Below are 19,626 nucleotides of genomic sequence, written 5' to 3'. Positions count from 1 at the left end.
CACATACAGCATTCGGATTGACCCCATGAACATCGACGAAGACACCTCAGCGTGGCTTGGCTGCCCCACGCCCCTGGAAATGTACAAGCACCAGTGCGCCATGCTCGAGGACGAACTGACTACCGCATATCAGCTATTGAAGAAAGCGCGAGCAAACATTGCCGGTCTGGTCCAGATGAACGACCTTCTGGCAACCGAGAAGGCTGCGGCCGAATCGCAGCTGCGCTCAGTGTCGGCAGACCTAAGTCGGGTACACGTTCAGGGTTCAGAGATGAGCAAACAGATAATGAGCCTTAAAATCATCGCCAGCCAGAACGAGCACTTGCACATTGAAAACCAGCGCCTGCTGTTGGAGCTGTCCGTGCTCAGGGGGCCACGGTCCTGACGTACGCTTGGCACGCACGCAACGCGATCAGGGCGTTATCCCCGTCGTTGGTGATGGCGATAATTCTTTGAGCATGCGCTGGGTCAAGTTGGGCTCGACGGGCTGCATGAACCACGCCGACGGCGCCGGAGGCGGAAGGCACGTCGCAGCCACTGGCTGTATCCGTGGCGTCGAGTAGGACTGACAGCCGCACATCAGCAGTGGCAAGACGATCGCGCAGAGCAGCCTGTTTACGTTGCTCATCGGAAAGCTCTCGGGTGTGTTGTTGGTCTTGGGCGGCGAGCTGCTGCTCGGTGGCCAGGCGCTTGTCTTGCTCGGCGCGGGCCTGATCGGCGGCGGCATTGCTGATCCTGGTCAGGTCCGCCTGGTGCTCGCTGCCCTGCTCGGCAAGCTTCTTGCCCATGCGCCAGTCCTGCACCTGCCACGCCGCGCCGGCGGCACCGGCCATCAGCACCAAGACCAGCACCGCCAGTCCGGCCAGCCTCTGTACCGGGGTCATGCCAATGCCCGCCGCACGCCTTCGGCCAGCACCGCGTCAGGGTAGGCATACCCCGCGTTCTCGTGATGAATGATCGCCTTGACGAAGCCGGCCATCACCACCGGCTGGGCCAGGTCAACCTCGGCGCCCGGGCTGGTGCCGGTGTTCGCCTCCACAGCCCGCACGTAAGCGGCCGTGTCGTTCTCCACCGATGGCGCCCACCGGCTGATGATGGCCTTGACTGTCTTCAGCCCATGCTTGCGTTGGTAGGTCAGCAGCACCTTACCCAGCGCGCGGATTCCGTTCTCTGGCGTGTCAAAGCGTGCGAACCGCTTCTCGATGGCTGGATCTGGCTTGAGCTGGCCCTGCCACTGGTTGGCCGGGCTGTAATCGATGTTGCCCGGGTTGCGGTTGCGCACCCCACGGGTTTCGGTGATCGGCATACTTTTCTCCAGGCAAAAAAAAACCGCTCAAGGCGGCATTGGTGTTCTGTTGAAGGCTCAGGCGGGAACGTCAGGCCACTCAATGGCCTCTGGATAACCGGTCTGCTCGGGCACCCTGTTCAGCGCGACGCGGTATTTCTTCCAGGCTTTCAGTGCAGAAAGCTCGGCCTGGGTGGCTTCATCAACGTCCACGGCATCCTGCAGCGGAGCAACCGCGTAATCAGCGACGGTGCGCAAGCGGGCAATTTCAGCTTGGGCAAGCTCCAAAGGATCAGCGACAGGAGGCTGCGCGGGTGGCGGCACCTCTTGTGGCGGCAGCGATTCGACCGCGACGTGCAAGGTAATGCTGTGCGCCAAATCAGTCGGCTCGCCGTCTTTGGCCACGCTCACCGCCAACACGCCTTCGTTGTAGCTGATCGCCACCGAACAGCCGGTGTCCACCTGATTGAGCACATAACCCCATCCCTCTGGCGCGGGGGCCATGCCAAGGGTGCCGTGCACCAAATACTGGCCGGGGCCTGGGCGTTCCGTCGTGATGGTGTCAGCGCCCAAAGACGTGATATCGATGATGGCGCCAGTTGCACCAAGAATATTTACTGCTGCGCGAGTAGTCATTTAGATCGCCTTCAATGTGCCGTCTGCGGCGCGAGTGGTGTTTGCGCTGTCGTAGATCGCCCGCCAGCCCAATGGAACACCGCTGGCATTTACTTGGCGCCAGTACATACCAGCGGCTGTTTGGTAGACGCCGGCGACAATATCGATCGCCCACAAACTGTTATCCGCAAAACGCGATCTGAACCCTACCGCATTGGGGGCGCCCGGGGCTGTGCCGGTGGTGGTGCCGTCGAGGTGTGAGATAAATCGACTGCCATCAAGCGCAAAAGCGGAGTTGCCCACCACTGCAGGCGATACGTTCAGCTCCATCAAATTGCCTGTGGCAACCCCCACTGCGCGAGTGGCAGCTGTGCCAAGCCCCAAATTCGTGCGGGCTGTAGCCGCATTGCTCGCACCAGTGCCGCCATTAGCCACCGGGACGACGTTAAACTTCGAGACTTCGCCGAGCCCCGCGAGAGTAGCCCCCCACTGCTGAATCATCGTTCGGGCCTGGTCGGCCAAGTCTTTGGTGTAGCCCTGCACCGGCATCAGTACGTAGGCGCCGGCGGCGTTGGAAGCCCCCCGGTAAGGTGGGAAGATTGAAAGCGCGGTATCACTGGCGATATTTATGACCTCCGCCAGGCTTCCGTCCGGGCCAATAAAAGCGTCGCCTACTCGGCTATTCGCGAGAAATGCAGTGCCACTCCCTGTCACCGCGTTGGAGTTTGTATTAACTGAAACCGTGCCGGTTTTATACCAAGGCATATTTATCTCCAGATAAAAAATATTCGCATGACGCCGGATATCCTATTTTACGCAATCAAATTGACTACTGAACAATTCTTCCAATCATCACAGTTACACCTGTAACAACTGCGTTCTGTAGAGATATCATCCCGAGCGTAAGTATCCTACTTGGGTAGTTCCACATAGCTGAAATCTGTCGATTTGCGGTGCCTGCGGCAATTGTGACCGCTTGCATGCACAAATTATTTATAAGCATGTACTCGTTTTCATTCAGATCAAACTGAGAATTGAAGTACGTTATCGTCAAACCCTGATTGGTAGTGCCGCTGCCAGCGTACGTCCAAGTGTTACTTGCCCTAACAAATTGAGCTGCTGGCGTCCCTGTGTCGAAAAGCAATTTTCGGTTTGCATCACGAAGCCTTACACCGAAGGTGGACAACGGTTGTGCCACGTACCCAGCAACGAACCACCGCCCCACTGGCTTGATCGTATACATATTGAAGATACGCACCCTGAACCCGGTCCAGTTGCCCGCAGACCCAAACATTTCAAGGTTGCTCATCCCGATGATGCCGTTTGCGCTATCGGGCCTAATGAAAACAAGGGGCTGCTCCTGAGTTGTGATAGGAGAAGGAAAGTATGTTGACGAGGAATTCCCATTCTCTTCGGTTCCCACATACCTCCCCTTGTACATAACAACAAGTCTCGAATACTCCGAATCAAGGACTATTCGATTGTCGTCTCCTGCCTTAAACACAAGGCCATAGGATTCTGCCATATCATTTAAACCTCACAACTGTCAGCCGCTGCCTTGTAATAGTAATGGCTGAGGTGTTGTATGGATCGCCCTTAATGGTTCTCCACACTCGCACCAGTCCATTTAGAATTTCCGGCTCTACTTGCGCATCATATCGAGTATCGACCGCTTGTATTGGCGTCGGAAAAGCAGCGGCGTTTTGAGGGTTAATCCCCGGAATGGATATATCGATAAACTTTGCCCCCCAAGTTTGAGGGGTGATTATTTCGGAGTACACCACTCTCATTGTGAATGACGTTTCATCGAGTTCAACAACGCCGGTAGGCCCCTTGATCTTCATTCCGAAAGTCATACTGAAGTCCTCCCGACCACAACCCGGTCAACCTCGTTCGCATCAAACACAGTCAGTCCGTCGTTGTTGAGCAACGATGAGCCGCCCGCGCCAGCGCTTCGCAGCGTCAACGTGCCGGCTTTTACATTGAGTTCCAAGAGTGGCCTTCCTTTGGCATCAACAGCTTCGGACTTCAAAGTCATCCCAAGAACAATATTTTGTATGAAGGCCGTGTTTATGAGCGCATCCCTAATGACTACCTGGCCGTTCTGCACAGTAAATGGAGTAGTAACCCCTCCTCCGGCAAGCGTGTTCACTACAGCAAACCGATCAGCACTCACCAAGAACTGACTTTGCAGCAGACCTTCGGCGTTTTGCTCAATGCCAAGTCCAATACCAGCAGCAACGTACTGTCCTCCCTGGTTGACCTGCATCTTCACAGCCCACATCGTGGACAGCTTGCCATCAGTATCGGCTTGGGCCTTCGCCGTAATCTGAACCGACGCCGTGTTCTTCCACTCACTGAGAGCGCTCGCAAGCGCGCCTTCATCCTTGTCGTCGCGTCCGCTACCGATAACCGCCTGCAGCGTTGTGGATTGAGAGGCGACCGCCTTCTTGGTATCAGCCAGGGATTCCGTGACCGTCTGCACAGCTGCCGAGTTGTTATCAACGCTGCTTTTCAGTTGGTCGATGCGCGAGGCCGTCACCACTTGATCGGTGGCTACCACCTTCTCCAGCGTGATGAGGCTTGCCCTGTTGGCTCCCACGGCCGCATCCAGTGCTGTGGTGCGCTCCACCATCGCCAGATTTTCGGAGGCTTGAGCCTTCACCTGCTGCGCAAACTTCGCCGCCGCGTCCCAGTTTTGAAGCGCGTCCGTCAGCGACCCCTCTCCCGTGTCCTCCCTCCAGCCAGCCTGCAAAGATTGCAGGGTTGACGCTTGGGCGGTGACCTTACCGTCCACGGTTTCGATCAGGGCCTTGTTCTGCTGGATCTGGAGCGCCATGGCCTGCGTTGTTTCGGCGATGGTGCCCAGGTTGAACCAGAACTCGGCAGCAGGTGGCGGGCTGTCGACCGGTACCGGGTTGATTGCCTGGTACAGGTTCTGGCCCTGGCGCACGATCTCGCCTGACTTGTAGGTCTTGGCCGGATCGTAGGCGAGCGCATCCGTTATCTGGTCAATCAGGTCTTCCAGTTCCTGCTTGGCCTGCTCCAGACGATCATTGACCGAGCCGGGGCCGGAGCCAGAGATCAGTTCGATCTCGTCCAGGATCTCCTTGACCAACTCCGTCTCGCCAATCTGCCCGGCGATCAGGTCAAGGATCGGGCCTGCCTCGGAGCTGGCCCGCCCAGGGACACCATTCACTACCGGATAGAACGGGCCGACGTTGCCGGTACGGTCTACCAGGCGCGCCCAGAAGAAGAACGATGCGCCCCCCAACAACGACTGCATACGGTAATCGGCCTGCGGATAAGCCAGGTCGGCCAGTTTGGTCGCGGCACCCAGATCATTCGCTGGCCCATACCACAGCTCGGTGCGCTGGGTGTCTTCTGCACCTGGTGGAAAGCCCCACTTGATGCTGATGCCGAACAGCTCGCTGGTGGTGGTCAGGACCGACACCGCCGGCGGCACACCCTCTTTCCCCTTGAGGTTGGTCAGGATCGAATTGCGCCACGTAGAGGTGATGTCAAAGGCGCTCACTGCACGAACGCGGGCCAAGTAGGCCCCTGCATAGATGCCAACCACATCCACGTTGGTCATGCCGGTGCGCAACACTTTAATCCAGTTGCCGCTGTCCTTACGCCACTCAACGTCGTAACCCACGGCGCCATCCACGGCCGGCCAGCTAATCGTCATCGTGGCCACCGCAAGCCCCTGAATCACAGATGACGCCGAAGCCAGCGAGATACTCGTCGGCGCGGGCACCACGGTGATTGGAATAACGCTGATCGGCCTTTCTTCCAGGCGCGCGCCAGTGTCGATATGAGAAAATTTGCTCGGTTCAAACTGCAGCGCGCTGATTTCGAAATCGCCCTCTGTCGTGCGTTTGGTGCGCAACACGCGGTAAAGCGGGATAGCCAAGTCATCGGCATCGAGCGCCCATTGCAACTGCGCGGTAGGCGGCTCGCTGTAAGCGACAGTTACAGCCACAGTGCGGCCATTGACGCTTTGTACAGTCCGACCTTCGGCCCGGCCGCCCGGCAGGTTGATGATCAGTCGGTCGCCTGCTTTTGCCTGGGTATCGCGATCGAGCGTCACCGTGCGTCCTGAAGCAGAAGATATGCGTCCGCCTACCTCGCGGCCGGCCAAAAGCGAATCCGCCACCGGGATGATGTGGCCGGGCAGAGGAATTACACCCTCCATACCAGTTTTGAAGGAAACAGTTCGATCCTGGTTATTACTGAGGACGGCCCATTTACCCCGGCGCTGCGCCTCGGATGCGCGGGTGCAACCGATGGCACTCAGCTCAGTTGGGCGATCGCCATAACGGCGTTGCAGATCTGGATCCGCAAACGGAATGACATCGGTATCGTAATTGTTCGCTGGGTTGTCGTAGCTGACCAGCGCCCGGGTATAACGAGTCTTCGCCGAGGCACTGCCATACGAGAACTTGCCGTCGATCACGTTGGATCGGGTGAAGACGTAGTCGAAGTCCTGCGCGCGAGGCATGTCGGCCTGCATCACCAGTTGGCCTTGGGCCCAGTAGGTCATGCCTCGGTAAATAGCAGAGATGTCACGCAGCAACGACCAGGCATCAGCCTTGCCCTGAAGGTTCATGTCACACAGAAAGCGTGGCTCGGTACCGCCGATGCCGTCTGGCACAGCCTGGTCGCAATATTGGGCGATCCGGTACAGCTCCCATTTATCGACCATAAACGACTTGATGCGCTTGCCCAGGCCGAAGCGGTCCTCTGTGCAAATACCGTAGGTGATCCAGGCCGGATTGTTCGTCCAGGCCGACTTCATAGTGCCGTCCCAGGTACCGGAGTACGTGCGCTGGACTGGATCGTAGTTGCTGGGCACCATCCACCGACGGGCCTTGCACTTCGCGGTGACCACGGGAATGTTGGTGAACTGTTCGGCATCAAATTCAATGTAAAGCAGCGCTGTATTCGGGTAACGCAGCTTGGCGTCAATTACCTCTGTGATGCCGGCAATCAGCATCGTGTCAGCGATCTTGTTGCTGTTTTGGTTAGGCGTCAGGCGACGCACGCGGATCAACCAGCCCGTAGTAGCCTGAGGCAAATCAACACGCCGTGAGCGCTCGTACCGGGTGGTTGTCTTGCCGTCTACGGCATCTGGGTAGACCTGCTGAAATGCGCCACCGTCAGTGGCCAAGTCAATCGCGTAATCGATGCGGTACCCCACCACATTGCCTTCGTCATCCTGGCGTTGCAGAGCTGGCCACGCGAAGCGCATACGCAGGGCAGACAGCTGCGTATTGGTGATCGAACGAACCCACGGTGCATCGCTTCGCAATTCCACGTTAAGCGACGTTTCGTTTTCCACGGCAGGTATGCCAGGGATATGGGTCTGATCAACAGACCCCGGACGCCAGTCCCACTTCACGTTCGGGAAGTTGTAGTTGCCGCTTGCATCTCGGATTGGTGTGCCGTCTAGCTTGATCGTGTAATCGGTAGGAGCCTCGTCGAACTCCCCCTCTCCCATGGCGATCAAGATTTTGGCGACGTTGGTAGAGCGCAGGCTGTCGCTGGCTTCGGTGGGCGACTTAGGCTTACTAGTGCCACCTTTCTCGCCGTGGATATCGATCTGTGCCGCTGCGCTCATGCTTTCCTCCGGACATAAAAAAACCGCCTATCAGGCGGTTGTTGCGTTGCTGTGATGCTTAGGTTTTGTCCTCGGCATAAATCGAGGCTGAGATAATCATCCCACCCCAGTCTCGTTCCCCTATGCAGATAGGGACGGGGTTGCCGCTGGCGGTGGTGTTCTTTGCACTACCGAATGCGTAGGACGGAGCATTTTCCGGTGCTGAGCTTTGCTTGAGGCCTGATGCCTGAGGGCTGAGCATCTGAATCACGCCACCAGCAGCCAAGCCAACGCCAAGTTGAACAGCCCAGGTCTGACCGAAATATGAACCAGCAACTACGAGAACGGCCCCGATGATCGTCTGTAGCAGCCCGGCGCGCTTACTGCCGTGAATGACCGGAACGATTTTCAATTCACGGGTGCCGCCTATTTCAAGGTCCTTAACACCAATGTTTTTACCGTTTCTGTATATGGCAAACCGCATACCAAGACTGTCAAGGCGCTTGATCTCAGCCTCGAAACCATCCAGCGTACAATTCAGCGCCTTAAAAACCTCCCAAGACCTACCGCTATCCAGCGCCCTCCGGTGAACCGGTCCGAATTTTCTGGCAAGAGCGCCCGTAAGCTTGATAACGGTGACAGGCTCATAATGGACCGCACTTGCTGCCATGCTTTTCTCCAATCGAAAAAAAACCGCCCGGAGGCGGCTTGCTCATTGCATGGTGGGTGATAAATCCATGCTCATTGATGAGTCTATGGAAATTCTGAATTTCTTTGTGGATCCCGCCTTGAGAGCAGCTTCACGCTCTTTCAAGCCGCTACCGCACGATGACGCACTGATTATGTGCTCACCGGCTGGAACAAAGAACCGTGCCGTTTCCCCAGTACCAATTTCTGCGGATTTTTGCCCGTCGATGCTGATCGTCGTGTTGCAACCGCCACCGACGAAGCCTTTATCGCGAGTAACGATCAAAACGGCGTCTGCGCTGCCCTGCTTCTGATATCCGAATAGGCGCGAGCTCGGCACGGGGTCTGCCTGCCCCGATGGGACTGGCGATGTCGCACAACCCGCCAGCAGCGATAGCGCCAGCACTCCTAAAATCAACTTCATACGGATCACTCCTGTGGAAAGGCAATTACCTTATCACCGAGCATCCCGGTGGCGCAGCACCAGGCGCGTGCGCTCAAGCCAAGGGCCGCCATAAACGATCAGCTCCGACGGCCGTCCATACATGTGATGCAGTAGGAACGGGCCAGGGCCGAAAGTAGCGGCGTCCTCGTCGGGCAGTGTTGGATCGGCGCCGAGAAAGATGCCGGCGTGGTTCGGGTGAGCCGTGCGGCCGACCTGCATCACGACCATGTCACCGCGCTGCGGCTTGTCCACGCGCACGAAGCCGGCGGCCTCGTAGTTCGCCTCGTACAAGCTAATGCTGTCTGCATTCTCCCACCAGCCATCGGCGCGCTTGAACGCCTCAAACTCCAGGCCCCATTCACGCTTGTACCAGTCGGCGCAGACCTGCCAGCAGTCCCAAGCCCCGTGCACGAAAGGCCGTTTGAGCAATGGCACGGCGCCCGAGGGCATGACGGTACGCATGTCGCCCTCGGGCCAGCTGAGAATGTGCCAGGGCAGCGAAGTGGCCTCACACATTGCCAGGTCGCGCGGCGACGGCCTGCTGGTGGCATCAGGATGCGAATGGAGGATGCCAATGACCTCGCCGGCGTCTTCAGCGGCGGCGTATTCCTCCGGATCGATGCGAAACTCTTCGCTCGGCTCGGTTGCAGTGTTGCGGCATGGAAAATACTTCTGTGCCCGGCCAACCGCCAGGAGCAGACCGCAGCACTCTTTCGGGTACTCCGCTGCAGCGTGCGCCTGGATCGCGTTCAAAATGTGCTTTCGCATCTTTCAGCTCCGGGCAATGAGTGACACGGCGGGGAACCCGCCGAACGGGTATGGGTTGCCCTCACCGAACCGAGGAATGCAGCCGCGGCCGAGCGTGGCGTCACACTGGTCGAGCTCAGGGTTATCCGTGAGGTTGCCGTCCTTGTCACGGTATGGGCCGGTGTAGCCACAGTTCGGGCCGCGATAGCCGCCGGTGAGGCACCAGTGACAGAGCGTCGTGGCTTGCCGTCCGATTGACTCGCCCCCCACGTCGCCGGGGCTGGCTAACTCCCAGCTCACCGTCTCCCCGTCCTCGTTCGTTTTCTGGTCGATGTACCAGATCTCGATGGTTTCCTGGGTGGGGTCGGCCGTTGGATTGCCTTCTGGGAAGTTTTCGGCATCCAGATAACTGCCCAGCGTGTGACGCATGGTCAACTTGAAATCAGCGAGATCCTGGAACGCCAAGCAAAGCGCAGTGATGCGCCCATTGACGTTGCCCACCGACAGCGCAGGCCTAACCGCCGTCCCATCGCCGTTGGCTTCAATACCGTCGATCTGCATCGGCCAGGCGCCGTACTCTTCGCCCTGCCAATAGATGGGTTTGGCCGGCAGCTGGTCAGCCTGGGCGCCGGCGGCAATCAGCTCCGCTGGCGTGTGCGGGATGGAGTGTCCGTGAAAGCGCAGAATGTTCGCGCCGAACTCGGTACCGTCCAACTCAAAGAGCAGGACTTCACTGCCAGGCTCGAGCGACTGGATATCACTGATCAGCGGCATACGTGCCCCTCATGGGAGAAACGATTGGGTGAAGGTAGTTGTCAGCGTGAACATCCCCGCGCCGTTGGGCGTGATTGCCGGCGCAGTGGCACGAAAAAACGAAAGCTCACCCAGCGGGGGGGTCCAGAAGAAAGACTTGTGCCCGCCGTGACGATCGAGAAAGGCTTTGATATCCCTTGCCACCGCCTCTTTCACAACGAACGTGAGCGGCCAGCTGTCTACCCGGCTGTTCGGACCGTCGCCAACCACCTGTTCGTAACCGCTCCCAAACTTTGATGTTCGGTTGCGGTATTCAGGCGCACTGGTGGCCGAGATCAGCGGGCACCAGGTGAACGTTTCAACGGCCATTAACGAGCCTCCAGATCTGTCCACCGGGTTGAGTTTGTCTAGCGATTTCCTGCTGGGCACCACGCTGCGCCACGTCGGCATATGCCTGGCCGAGGGCCTGGGTGTCCTGATCAGTAGCGCCGCCTTGGGCCGCCGGCACCTGGAACGATTGGTTGATCGTAACGCCGCCAGCAGATGCCTTTGGCGCGGCGGATCCGCCAGACAAGCCCACGTAGCCGCCGTCTGCATATCCGCGTTTGTTCAGATTGACGAGGTAGTCCTTCATGCCTGGTTGATTCACTACCTCTTTACGAATCACCACCTCATCACCATGAACAATGCCTTTGGGCTCCATTTTGCCGCCAGGCCCTGTCCAGCCCCCGCCGTCAAAGTACTGGGAGGTGTAGCCGGCCGCAGTGCTGCCAAGCGATGCCGGAGCCGCACCACCGCCGAACGCGCTACCGATCGCAGTGGAGAGGCCCGCGCCGGCAAGGCTGCTGAAGACGTTGCTCGCTGCAGATTGCAGCGCCATTTTGGCGACCATCCTGGCGAAGCTTTTAGCCACATCGCCAAAGCTCTGGTCAGCGCCGAAGGCGAAATCCACCGCAGCGTCGGTTAGTCCGTCGTACAGCGATGTGAACGCAGATTTGGCCTGACCGGCAACGTCCTTCGCCTGGTCGTTGTAATTCTGGAAAGCGGCTGCTGCGCCCAACGACCAATCGCCCCGGGCCTTGTCCTCATCCTCGTAATACTTCGTCTGCATCGCGGTGCGCTTGTCGAGCGCGGACCGGAGTGCCTGGGTTTCCTTGTCGTACAGCTCGGTGCTGAACTGGTCCTTGTCGCTCTTGTTGTAGTCGGAGGTCAGCTTGTCCATTTGCGACTGGTAGGACTGCTGAATGCTCAGCTGCTCCTGCAGACGCTTGCGCTGCTCGTCGCCAAGCCCAACGCCGGCCAGGTTGTTGTCCAGCCCCTGCTGTGCGCCGGCAAGCTGGCTTTTCAGGTTCTCATCGAACGCCGCGAGTTTTTTCCGGGTCTCAAGCCCTTTCTCGCGAAGCGTGTTTTCGGCCTCAAGCGCAGCATTGCGTTTCAGCTGGGCAGTGATCAGCTCCTGGTTCGCCAAAAGCGACTTCTGGTCGGCGGTGAGAGTTTTCTTGCCCTTGATGTCCGCCAGCTGCTGCTCGAACTCGACCAGCTTCTTGGCGTTTGCGCCCAGGGTTTGGCTCGCTGCTGACTGATCACCTATGAGAGCGTTTTGCTGCTGGAGGACAGCGTACTGCTGACGGGCCTGGTCAAGCGCCTTAATCCCAGCATCCTCGCGATACTGCGGTGTCTTGGCGACCGCGGGGTCTTTATACTTTTCGTTGATGTTGGCAATGTCTTTCTTCTGTTGATCGGGCGAGATCAGCAGCGACTTATCGCCAGACGCGCGCGCTTGAATGATGCGGCGCTCTACCAACATCCGATATTCGCCAAGCTCTTTGGCGCGTTTGTCTGCGTTGGTTTCTGTTTCCTTGCGTAATTTGTCCAGTGCTACCTGGTCAGCGAGCGCAAGTTGCTGCTGCTGTTGCTGGAAGCCGCGCGCGGCTGACCGGCGCTCCTCTTCAGCCTTCAACACCAGCTTTTGAGTTTTTTCGGCCTCCAGTGCATCGACGCGAAAACTGTCGTCGGGAACAAGGTTGCTGAACCCGTCCGATTTGTTCAGTTTCCTGGCATTGGCAATCGCATTCAGCTGCTTATCCAAGGCCGCGATCTGTTGATCCAGCGTGTCCGTGCGTCCAACGTTGAGCGCGGCATCCCACGCTTCTTTCGCCGCATTTTTTACGCCATTCCAGCTGATCTCTAAATATCCAAGGTTCTTTTTGATCGAGTCGGACGTGCGATTAAGACCCTGCTCGTACGTGTCGTTGGCCAGGGCTGCGGCCTCTTGGGTTTTCCCCTGCTGCTGTAGCGCCTTGATCTGCTCATAAGTCGTGGCCGTCAGGAAGTTCATCGACTCATTGAGTTTCAGAATTTCTGCCGCTGGGTCTTTTGCGATTTTCTCGAAGTTTTTGACGGTTTCATCAGCCGCCTGCCCTGTCGCGGATTCAAACTTGATCGCTGCTGCGGCGATTCCTTCGAACGCCTGCACCGGAATTCGCGTGGAGCCCGCCAACTGCGCCAGGACGGCCGAAGCCTTGCCGACGGTGCCGTTAGCGAGGGAAATCTGCTGGGCAAGCGTTGAAAGCTGTCCAGCGGTGGTGCCCACGGTGTTCCCGGTCATCGCCAGGGACGTGTTGTAAGCAGTTGCCTCGTCACTGCCCTGCTTGTAAGCCAGAGCCAGTACAGCGGCCGCAGCGGCGGCGACAGTAAACGGGTTAACCAGGCCAAGGATGTAGCCACCCAAGGCTTTTGCCGCTGGCACAACGCCGCCAAACATGTCCTTGAGCTGCCCGCCCTGTTGCAAGAACACCGTCATGGGGTTCTGCCCAGCCTGCAGCGATACCGCGATGTCAGTGAACTGCGCAGGCACGCCGCGCAAGTTCGCAGCGTACTGCTTTGCGGTCTGCCCATTTTTAAGCATGACCTTGTCGACTTTTTCAACCGCCTCTCGCTGCTCGTTCAGCTTTTTGAGGTAGCTGTCGAAGTCGGTTTTATCCAGCCGGCCAGCGGCGCGGTGTTTGCGCAGCTGCTCTTCCATCTTATCGAGGCGCCCATAAGCGCCGATGACTGGGTCGATCTGACCGACCAGCTTGTCGAGCTGGCCAGCCTGATATGCCGCCTCCTTGGTGGCCGACTTCAGCGCACGCTGGGCCCGGTCCATGCCCTTTTCGAAGCCGCCGGTGTTGGCCACCAGATCGACCGTCAGTTGGCCAAGTGAATCAACAGCCATAAATCACCTCTTGACCGACTGCAACAGCCTGAACAGGTCCTGCGCGGAGGCCTCTGCCTCCTCAACCACTTCACCACGCTGTGGCAGGAAGTCGTCAAAGGTGGCCTTGCCGCCGTGCAGGTTGTTCAGGATGGTGGCGAGCAAGGCAAAACCCCGCTCGATCTTTAAGCCCATGTTCAGCGACCCGTTCTGCTCCACGTATGCCATCCACGAAAGCGCCTCGTTGTAGCTGAGGGTGGCTTTCGCTTCGGCAACGCTTCGCCCGCCGATTCCGTTGAGGACCAGTTCGTGCCAGAACTCTTCGGCGGGATCTATTTTTTTGGCTTGTCACCCTGGCCAGCACCGTTCGCCTCGGAAATGGCATTGAGCAGAACGATGGTCAGCTCAGCAGACAAAGGGCCATGGCCCGAGGCTTCGGAGCCGACCACGTCTTCAACGGTAAACACTGGCGTGCCGTCTTTTTTGAGAACGTTGGCCGCGATGCGGGTCGCCAAAAAATCAGAACCTTTGTCCTGCTCTTTCCAGCGCTCGGTGAGCTCAACAAACGACTCTTGTCGGATGTAGATAGTGGCTTTTTTGGGCGCGCCGCCCACGTGCCAGACAATGTCCTTTTTGACTGGCGGCGGGGAGAAGGCGCCGGCGGCTTTCAAAGCTTGAATGCTCAGGTCCATGGGAATTCCTTATGGCGCGATGACTTTGGGCACGAAAACGGGGTCACCCGACACCTGGATGCCGACGGTGGACTTCACAACGTCGTTCAGTGCGAAGCTGAACGGGAAGCTGTTCATGTAGCCCTCGAAGGTGATCCAGGTGCGGGTGTTCGGCAGGTCGAAATCAATTTCTGAGCCGACGACGGCGGTTGCAGCGGCACCGGTACCGCCGCCACCACCGGTGAGCGCGATGGTTGGTGCCGAGGTGTAGCCGGTGCCCGCGTTCGTGATGGTGAATCCCGTCACAGAACCTGCGGCAACGGTTGCTGTAGCAGTTGCGCCAGTGCCGCCGCCACCGGTAATGGCTACCGTGGGAGCGGAGGTGTAGCCGGTACCGCCGCTGCTGAGCGCGATAGCCGAGAGGCCACCGGCCTGGCTGACGGTTGGTGGAATGCCTTCCAGATCGCCCTGAGCGTTCACGATTCGGCCGTCAGACCAGCCAATCGCCCAAAGCAGCTTGGTTCCGGCGGTTTTGAGTTGGTGCAGGCGTACGTGCGCGGGCTCTTGCGGGTCGATGTTCAAACCGAACGACGCAGAGCCAGGCTCAGCGAGGCCGGCCTCGTATTCCCGGGCGCTGGAGTTCATGCAGGTCGTTTCGATCTGCGCGATGCTGGTATCGATCCCGTCCAGGGAGGTGAAGCAGCCCACCACCAAAATCGCTTTGGTGAGGGGGTCGATGGCATAGAGGTCTGTGCCTTGCGTCTTAATGGTCAATTTGTACTCCCCGATTTTCCTGGAAAATCACTTTTGAGCGGGCATAAAAAAACCCGCCGGAGCGGGTCGTTCTTTTCTGGTTTGCGACTACAAACTCACCAGCCAGGCAACGTCGAAGCCTTTGCGGTAGCTGTGGGTGTCCTTGTCCTTGGTGTCGACCCCGAAACCGGTGATATAGGCGTGCTGACCGATCACTCGGCGCAAGGTCACCACCACCGCTTCGGCGTCCGAAACAGTTTCGGCGTACACGTCAACCTGAAGGCCGTAACGGTCTGTGCTTGGCACGCAGTTGAGGAAGTTGATCGGCGAGCCGCTGACAACCTGCCAGACGGCATAGGGCCGCTCCACCCCCTCTGGCGCCTCGCCATGCGGGTAAAGGCGCGTGGGGCCGGCGCCTAGCAACGCAGTGACGGCCAAGCTCGCAGCGCACACCTGAAAAATTGGCGCGGTCATTCATTCACCCCCAGCTTGATCAGCTGATACTTCGCCGAACTGAGAAATTCCTGAAACAGTTGCTCGCGGTTGTTGGCCAGGGCCGGCCGGAGGAACGGTTTTGCCCGGTTCTTTTCGGTTCCGAGCTCCACCCACCACCAGTAGAACGTGTTGCCGCCCTTCTGGCCTTTTTTGCGCATTCGCACACCGACCGATATCACTACCGCGCCGAGCTCTTCGCCCAGGGCTTTACGCTCCACCATGGCCAGGTTGGCCGGGATGAAGTTGGCGGTTTCCGGGTCATCGATGCGGGCGGCGCGGTCCTTGGCGTCGAGCAGCACGATATCCATGGCGTCCTTAGCCGCAGGCGTTACCACCTTGCGGCGCATCTCCTCCGTCAGACCCTTGAACCTGGCTGAAAGCGCATCGGCGCCGGTGAGGTTGTACGATACCCAATCAGCCATCGTTCACCCCCGAAGACACCAGCAACGTGAGATATTCCTTGCGAGAGTTCGGATCCATCAGGGGCGGACCAACGATTGCGCAAACGGCACCGCTAGCCAGCACAACCCTCATTGCAGCCGTGATTCCATCACGGTAGCGAATAACTACCCGGCTTTTTGCCTCAGATTGAATCGCCTGCGCCGCGATAAAATCACGGGCGCTCAAGTCCTCGACCGAAGCCCATACCTTGGCGAAATCAACCCACTGATCCGTCAGCTGTTCGCCGGTTACCGGGTGCTGTGATGTCACCTTGTGCTGGATACGAACGCGATTCCTCAGTTTTCCGGCCTGCATCAGAAGCGCTTCCTGTACCAGAGCAGCCTATCGACTGCGAGAGGGACGGCCGAAGGCGCTCCACCCATTACCACGGCCTCGCGGTTTGAGTACCAGTGCCCAACGAGCAGTAATAGGGCCTGCTCAACGTCTCTGGTAAGCCCCATTTCAGCCGGATCGATGGGGTCGCCATCCACCAGTTTGCGGTCGCAGTGTTGCTCGACATGCGCCTTGGCCGCTTCGAGGTAGCCGCCGATCAAGGCGTCTTCTTCATCGCCATCGACCCGCAGATGCATCTTCAAAGTGGCCAATTCGATCATTTACTTGACCTCTTTCGGCGCGGCAGGCTTGCCTTCCTTTGGTTTTGCAATTTTCGGCTTGCCGCTGGCGTCGAGCTCAACCACCAGAGATTTGCCGACCAGGGCGTGCGCATATTCTTCGTCAGCGATATCGAACTCCCGGCCTCGAACTACCTTTGGCGAGTCGACGCCGAGCAAATCAGCGTTGCCGACGAAGCCCCACAGTGCTTTGACTTTCATAATTCCTCCGAAAACGAGAAGGCCGGCGCAGTGCCGGCCTTCATTGGGTTTGGTGGTTTACGCCGAAGTCGGGAACTGGCCCTTGACCAGCGCCTCTTTGCGACGAACGCCGAGGCCCAGGCGCTCCTCGACCAACAGGGCGATCTCGTTGCGGATGAACTGATCGTTGATCAGGCCCATCTTGAACTGGAACGACATGCGGTCGAACAGCGTGGTGGAGCGGGCGAAGTTGGCGACCAGGAACTCGCCGCCGGTGTCCGCATCACCCTCATCCATGCTGTCGGAGGTGATCACCGGGCGACCCCAAAGAATTGGAGTGACCAGGCCCTGCAGGTTGGCAAACAGATAACGGTTCTCGCCATCCTTCTGCAGTTCGATGTTCATCCAGTCCAGTTCAGTCATGACAACGCCATCGGCGGACATTTGCGACTGTTTGCGCACCTGGTAGATCGCGCGGCGAACCAGGTCGATGGCTGTGTCGCCCTCCTTGCTCAGCGCTGCGTTGTAGGTGGTGGCCTGGGTCATGAGGCCGTTGAGGTTTTCACCGTTGCCGTCGCCCTTGAGGATCTGCGCTTCCTCTTCGAGCTTCAGGTCGTACCGCAGCAGCTGCTGCAGGTACGCAAACATCTGCGGCACGTCCGACAACACTTCATCGGTAGCGGGCATCCACACCGCAATCTTCTTCACGCGGTCGGTTTGGGTGGTGAATGTCACGTTGCTGGTTGGCTTGAGGCCACCCTCAGCAACCGGCGCCGCGCCGCGGGTGTGCAGCAATTCGCGGAAATAGGTGTAGTTCTGCCCGGTCACCGGGATGGTGGTCAGCAGGTCGCGAATGCGCAGCTCCTGGCGAATGCCAGGCTGAATAACGGGGTCATAGATAGGAGCGACAACGCCGGCGCTGGTGACCTTCATTTCTTTCATGCTGGCCATGTCGGACTTGGTGACTTCGATCTCGGCCGTGCTGACACTTTTCTGCTGAAGGCCCTTGTAGTTGTCATGGCCCTTCACCATGTCGATGAAGCTTTTGCCTTCACCTGGCTGGCCGCGCAGCTTGACGCCTTTTTGCTCCAGATCCTGCACCTGGTCGATGACTTTTTGCAGCTCGCCCTTTTGGGTTTCGATCTGTTTTTTCAGGTCGCCGGTGACTTCATTGCCTTTTTGCACTTCGGCAATGGCGGAATCGTACTTCTCTTGCAGGCCCGTGAAGCCGGTTTTCAGTTGCAGCTCCAGGGAATCCTTCAGGTCTTTAACTTCGCTCATGGCGATACTCCGAAATGTTTGTTGAATAGCGTGGAAATTGATTTCAGCTCATCCACGATCGCCGTGGCCTCAGTCCCACCATCGCGGTGCACTGCGGAGTAGCCGAGCGAGGCGACTGCTGCCGCCTCCTTTTGGGATAGACCCATGCGATCGCGCAGGGCCTTCTCAAAAATTCTGATGTCCGACTTGACGTCGGTTACTTGCGCCTCTGGGTTCATGCCGAAAGGCACTAGCGAGGCCTCCCAGAGCTCCGCTTGCTTGATGATGCGAATGCTGCGGCCCTCGCGCTCCTCGTAGGCTGCGAGGATGGTGTTGAACCCAATCGACATACTGTCGAGTGTTCCCTCCTTCATCAGCTCGTAAGCGTCACGGGCGTAGCTCACCGCCAGGTTAACCTTGCCCTTGATATAGAGTCCGTGGCTGTCCTGGGTGAAGTCTGCCGAGCCCACAAGGCGGGTAAGGTCATGGAACAGGGCCAACTTCAGGCGACCGGCGCGCGTGGTCTTCACCTTGGTGAACGCACCAGGAAGAATCACGTCATCGCCCAGATCGACGTTGTTGAACACCGCCGCATAACCTTCGAAGTTGCCTTGGTCATCGCTGGCCTTAACTTCGAAGGGGACTTCAATCTTGCTTAGCATTGGTTTGCATCTCCCAGCGAGTGATCTGGTTGTATTTATCGCCAGTCAAGAGCGTTTCATTTTCCTTTTCCCGAACTTCGTTGATGGTCATCCAGCCGGAACCGCCGGAACCGCCGAGGGCGGCCTGGTAATAGGCCGCCCTCCCGGCGCTGTCCGCACGTAGCAAACCTTCAACCTTGAACTCGACAAATCGGGAGTACTTTCGATAAACCTTGTCGTTGAACTCGTCCTCAACGACATCGATGTAGGGTTTCAATCCGAACGTGATGTATCCGGTCAGCTGCTGCTCGAGGTTTGAACCCATGATGGAAGTTTTGCCGGCGCGGTTAGCCAGCCACAGCGGAACCCCGTAGATCCCCGCAAGGGCCTCTTCTTGGAACTGCTGCGACTCGATGAACTGGGCGTCTTTCTGGCTGAGACCGGCAGGTACGATCTTCGGGTTCCCCTGAAGGATCGCCATCTTCCCTATGTCATCCACGTCGCCCTGGCGCACGTCTGGAAACTTCTCCATGACCTGGGCCTGCTGAACCTTCGTCAGGAACTGCTCGTAGATCACGTAACCGCCGGTAAAGCCGCCCTTACGCATGAAGCGCGACGACCATTGCTGGCCCGCTTTGGCCAACCCCATGGTCTCTGCCTGGTACTCAATGGGCGAAAGCCCAACGATCCCGTCCAGACTGAATAGTTTGAAATGCAGCATGTTTTCCGGTGAAACCGGAAATCGATCACCATCTTTTGGGGTTACCCAGTAGATGAGCTCGTCGTCGGTATCGATCGTGACCGTGTTGCAGTCCAGGGGAACAAATCCTATGGCGTCGCCATGGACATTCCGCTCGATCAAGGCGAAGGCGTTGCCTCGCAGAGCCATATTCACTACTACGAACTTCAAAAAGTTCAGCAGTGTCATGTAGGGATTTGGCTTTCTCAGCAGCTTGAGCGCACCATCCGTGCCTGGCACCACCTTTCGGCCGCCATCGGAATCCTCATAGAGCTTGAGAGGCAACCCACTGAGCGATTCTGAAAGGATCTTCACGCACGACCAGACCATGCTGATCGACAAAGCCGTTTTTGTGGTGACGCGAACGCCCGCCTTGGTGCGCTTACCGCCGACTTCCATATCCACTTCGACGTAATCGCCCGTGGTCGGATCGGTGTAGCCGAAAAATCCCCAGGTCCGGGGGTTGTACCAATGAAATGCCATG

Annotated in this window: 25 protein-coding genes; 1 reads left to right on the top strand and 24 read right to left on the bottom strand. The window is 58.2% G+C overall.

What is annotated here, in order from left to right; genetic code table 11:
• Nucleotides 1–25 precede the first annotated feature (25 nt).
• Nucleotides 26–385: a hypothetical protein gene (locus AB4P94_RS15965; protein WP_395606371.1), complete on the top strand. Its 360-nt coding sequence runs from the start codon at nt 26–28 to the stop codon at nt 383–385.
• Here AB4P94_RS15965 and AB4P94_RS15960 read toward each other — a convergent pair.
• From AB4P94_RS15960 to AB4P94_RS15845, 24 genes are all read right to left on the bottom strand, one after another.
• Nucleotides 366–884, bottom strand: coding sequence for a lysis system i-spanin subunit Rz (locus tag AB4P94_RS15960; protein WP_395606370.1), 519 nt, complete (start codon nt 882–884; stop codon nt 366–368). The genes AB4P94_RS15965 and AB4P94_RS15960 overlap by 20 nt on opposite strands.
• On the bottom strand, nt 881–1,306 hold the full coding sequence (locus tag AB4P94_RS15955; RefSeq protein WP_395606369.1) for a structural protein: 426 nt from the start codon (nt 1,304–1,306) through the stop codon (nt 881–883). Before AB4P94_RS15955 ends, AB4P94_RS15960 begins: the two co-directional genes overlap by 4 nt.
• Before the next feature lie 57 nt (nt 1,307–1,363).
• Nucleotides 1,364–1,921 carry a tail fiber assembly protein gene (locus AB4P94_RS15950; protein ID WP_395606368.1) on the bottom strand — a complete coding sequence of 186 codons (558 nt, stop codon included), beginning with the start codon at nt 1,919–1,921 and terminating at the stop codon, nt 1,364–1,366.
• Nucleotides 1,922–2,665 carry a hypothetical protein gene (locus AB4P94_RS15945; RefSeq protein WP_395606367.1) on the bottom strand — a complete coding sequence of 248 codons (744 nt, stop codon included), beginning with the start codon at nt 2,663–2,665 and terminating at the stop codon, nt 1,922–1,924.
• 64 nt (nt 2,666–2,729) lie between these two features.
• Complete coding sequence (locus AB4P94_RS15940) at nt 2,730–3,425, bottom strand: hypothetical protein (protein WP_395606366.1); 696 nt, start codon at nt 3,423–3,425, stop codon at nt 2,730–2,732.
• Between the two features lies 1 nt (nt 3,426).
• Nucleotides 3,427–3,756, bottom strand: coding sequence for a hypothetical protein (locus AB4P94_RS15935; RefSeq protein WP_395606365.1), 330 nt, complete (start codon nt 3,754–3,756; stop codon nt 3,427–3,429).
• Nucleotides 3,753–7,523, bottom strand: a complete 3,771-nt coding sequence (locus tag AB4P94_RS15930) for a phage tail protein (protein ID WP_395606364.1) — start codon at nt 7,521–7,523, stop codon at nt 3,753–3,755. The genes AB4P94_RS15935 and AB4P94_RS15930 overlap by 4 nt, the downstream gene beginning before the upstream one ends.
• 58 nt (nt 7,524–7,581) lie before the next feature.
• The gene (locus tag AB4P94_RS15925; RefSeq protein ID WP_395606363.1) at nt 7,582–8,172 is read right to left on the bottom strand and encodes a tail assembly protein; all 591 of its coding nucleotides are present in this window, start codon (nt 8,170–8,172) and stop codon (nt 7,582–7,584) included.
• A 42-nt stretch (nt 8,173–8,214) separates the two neighbouring features.
• Nucleotides 8,215–8,613, bottom strand: a complete 399-nt coding sequence (locus AB4P94_RS15920) for a hypothetical protein (protein WP_395606362.1) — start codon at nt 8,611–8,613, stop codon at nt 8,215–8,217.
• A 33-nt stretch (nt 8,614–8,646) separates the two neighbouring features.
• The gene (locus AB4P94_RS15915) at nt 8,647–9,402 is read right to left on the bottom strand and encodes a C40 family peptidase (RefSeq protein WP_395606361.1); all 756 of its coding nucleotides are present in this window, start codon (nt 9,400–9,402) and stop codon (nt 8,647–8,649) included.
• 3 nt (nt 9,403–9,405) lie between these two features.
• Nucleotides 9,406–10,155, bottom strand: coding sequence for a phage minor tail protein L (locus tag AB4P94_RS15910; RefSeq protein ID WP_395606360.1), 750 nt, complete (start codon nt 10,153–10,155; stop codon nt 9,406–9,408).
• A 9-nt stretch (nt 10,156–10,164) separates the two neighbouring features.
• Entirely contained in the window at nt 10,165–10,503 is a 339-nt protein-coding gene (locus AB4P94_RS15905) for a phage tail protein (protein WP_395606359.1), read from the bottom strand.
• A complete protein-coding gene (locus tag AB4P94_RS15900) occupies nt 10,493–13,351 on the bottom strand; it encodes a phage tail tape measure protein (RefSeq protein ID WP_395606358.1) in 2,859 nt (952 codons plus the stop codon). The genes AB4P94_RS15905 and AB4P94_RS15900 overlap by 11 nt, the downstream gene beginning before the upstream one ends.
• Nucleotides 13,352–13,354: 3 nt before the next feature.
• Entirely contained in the window at nt 13,355–13,558 is a 204-nt protein-coding gene (locus AB4P94_RS15895; RefSeq protein WP_395606357.1) for a hypothetical protein, read from the bottom strand.
• A 104-nt stretch (nt 13,559–13,662) separates the two neighbouring features.
• Nucleotides 13,663–14,022, bottom strand: a complete 360-nt coding sequence (locus AB4P94_RS15890; protein WP_395606356.1) for a phage tail assembly chaperone family protein, TAC — start codon at nt 14,020–14,022, stop codon at nt 13,663–13,665.
• A 9-nt stretch (nt 14,023–14,031) separates the two neighbouring features.
• Nucleotides 14,032–14,775 (bottom strand): phage tail tube protein, encoded by a 744-nt coding sequence (locus tag AB4P94_RS15885; RefSeq protein WP_395606355.1) that lies wholly within the window; start codon nt 14,773–14,775, stop codon nt 14,032–14,034.
• A gap of 87 nt (nt 14,776–14,862) precedes the next feature.
• Complete coding sequence (locus AB4P94_RS15880; RefSeq protein WP_395606354.1) at nt 14,863–15,228, bottom strand: DUF3168 domain-containing protein; 366 nt, start codon at nt 15,226–15,228, stop codon at nt 14,863–14,865.
• A complete protein-coding gene (locus tag AB4P94_RS15875) occupies nt 15,225–15,671 on the bottom strand; it encodes an HK97-gp10 family putative phage morphogenesis protein (RefSeq protein WP_093544073.1) in 447 nt (148 codons plus the stop codon). Before AB4P94_RS15875 ends, AB4P94_RS15880 begins: the two co-directional genes overlap by 4 nt.
• Entirely contained in the window at nt 15,664–16,005 is a 342-nt protein-coding gene (locus AB4P94_RS15870; RefSeq protein ID WP_395606353.1) for a phage head closure protein, read from the bottom strand. The genes AB4P94_RS15875 and AB4P94_RS15870 overlap by 8 nt, the downstream gene beginning before the upstream one ends.
• Nucleotides 16,005–16,304, bottom strand: a complete 300-nt coding sequence (locus AB4P94_RS15865; RefSeq protein ID WP_395606352.1) for a head-tail connector protein — start codon at nt 16,302–16,304, stop codon at nt 16,005–16,007. The genes AB4P94_RS15870 and AB4P94_RS15865 overlap by 1 nt, the downstream gene beginning before the upstream one ends.
• Complete coding sequence (locus AB4P94_RS15860) at nt 16,305–16,523, bottom strand: hypothetical protein (RefSeq protein ID WP_395606351.1); 219 nt, start codon at nt 16,521–16,523, stop codon at nt 16,305–16,307.
• Nucleotides 16,524–16,580: 57 nt separating this feature from the next.
• Nucleotides 16,581–17,783, bottom strand: coding sequence for a phage major capsid protein (locus AB4P94_RS15855; RefSeq protein ID WP_395606350.1), 1,203 nt, complete (start codon nt 17,781–17,783; stop codon nt 16,581–16,583).
• On the bottom strand, nt 17,780–18,424 hold the full coding sequence (locus AB4P94_RS15850; protein ID WP_395606349.1) for an HK97 family phage prohead protease: 645 nt from the start codon (nt 18,422–18,424) through the stop codon (nt 17,780–17,782). Before AB4P94_RS15850 ends, AB4P94_RS15855 begins: the two co-directional genes overlap by 4 nt.
• Nucleotides 18,408–19,625, bottom strand: coding sequence for a phage portal protein (locus tag AB4P94_RS15845; protein WP_395606348.1), 1,218 nt, complete (start codon nt 19,623–19,625; stop codon nt 18,408–18,410). The genes AB4P94_RS15850 and AB4P94_RS15845 overlap by 17 nt, the downstream gene beginning before the upstream one ends.
• Nucleotide 19,626: the final 1 nt, after the last annotated feature.

The organism is Pseudomonas sp. B22129, assembly GCF_044218875.1.
GTDB lineage: Bacteria > Pseudomonadota > Gammaproteobacteria > Pseudomonadales > Pseudomonadaceae > Aquipseudomonas.
Note: the sequence above shows the minus strand (reverse complement) of the source record. Positions and strands in the feature narration are given on the sequence as shown.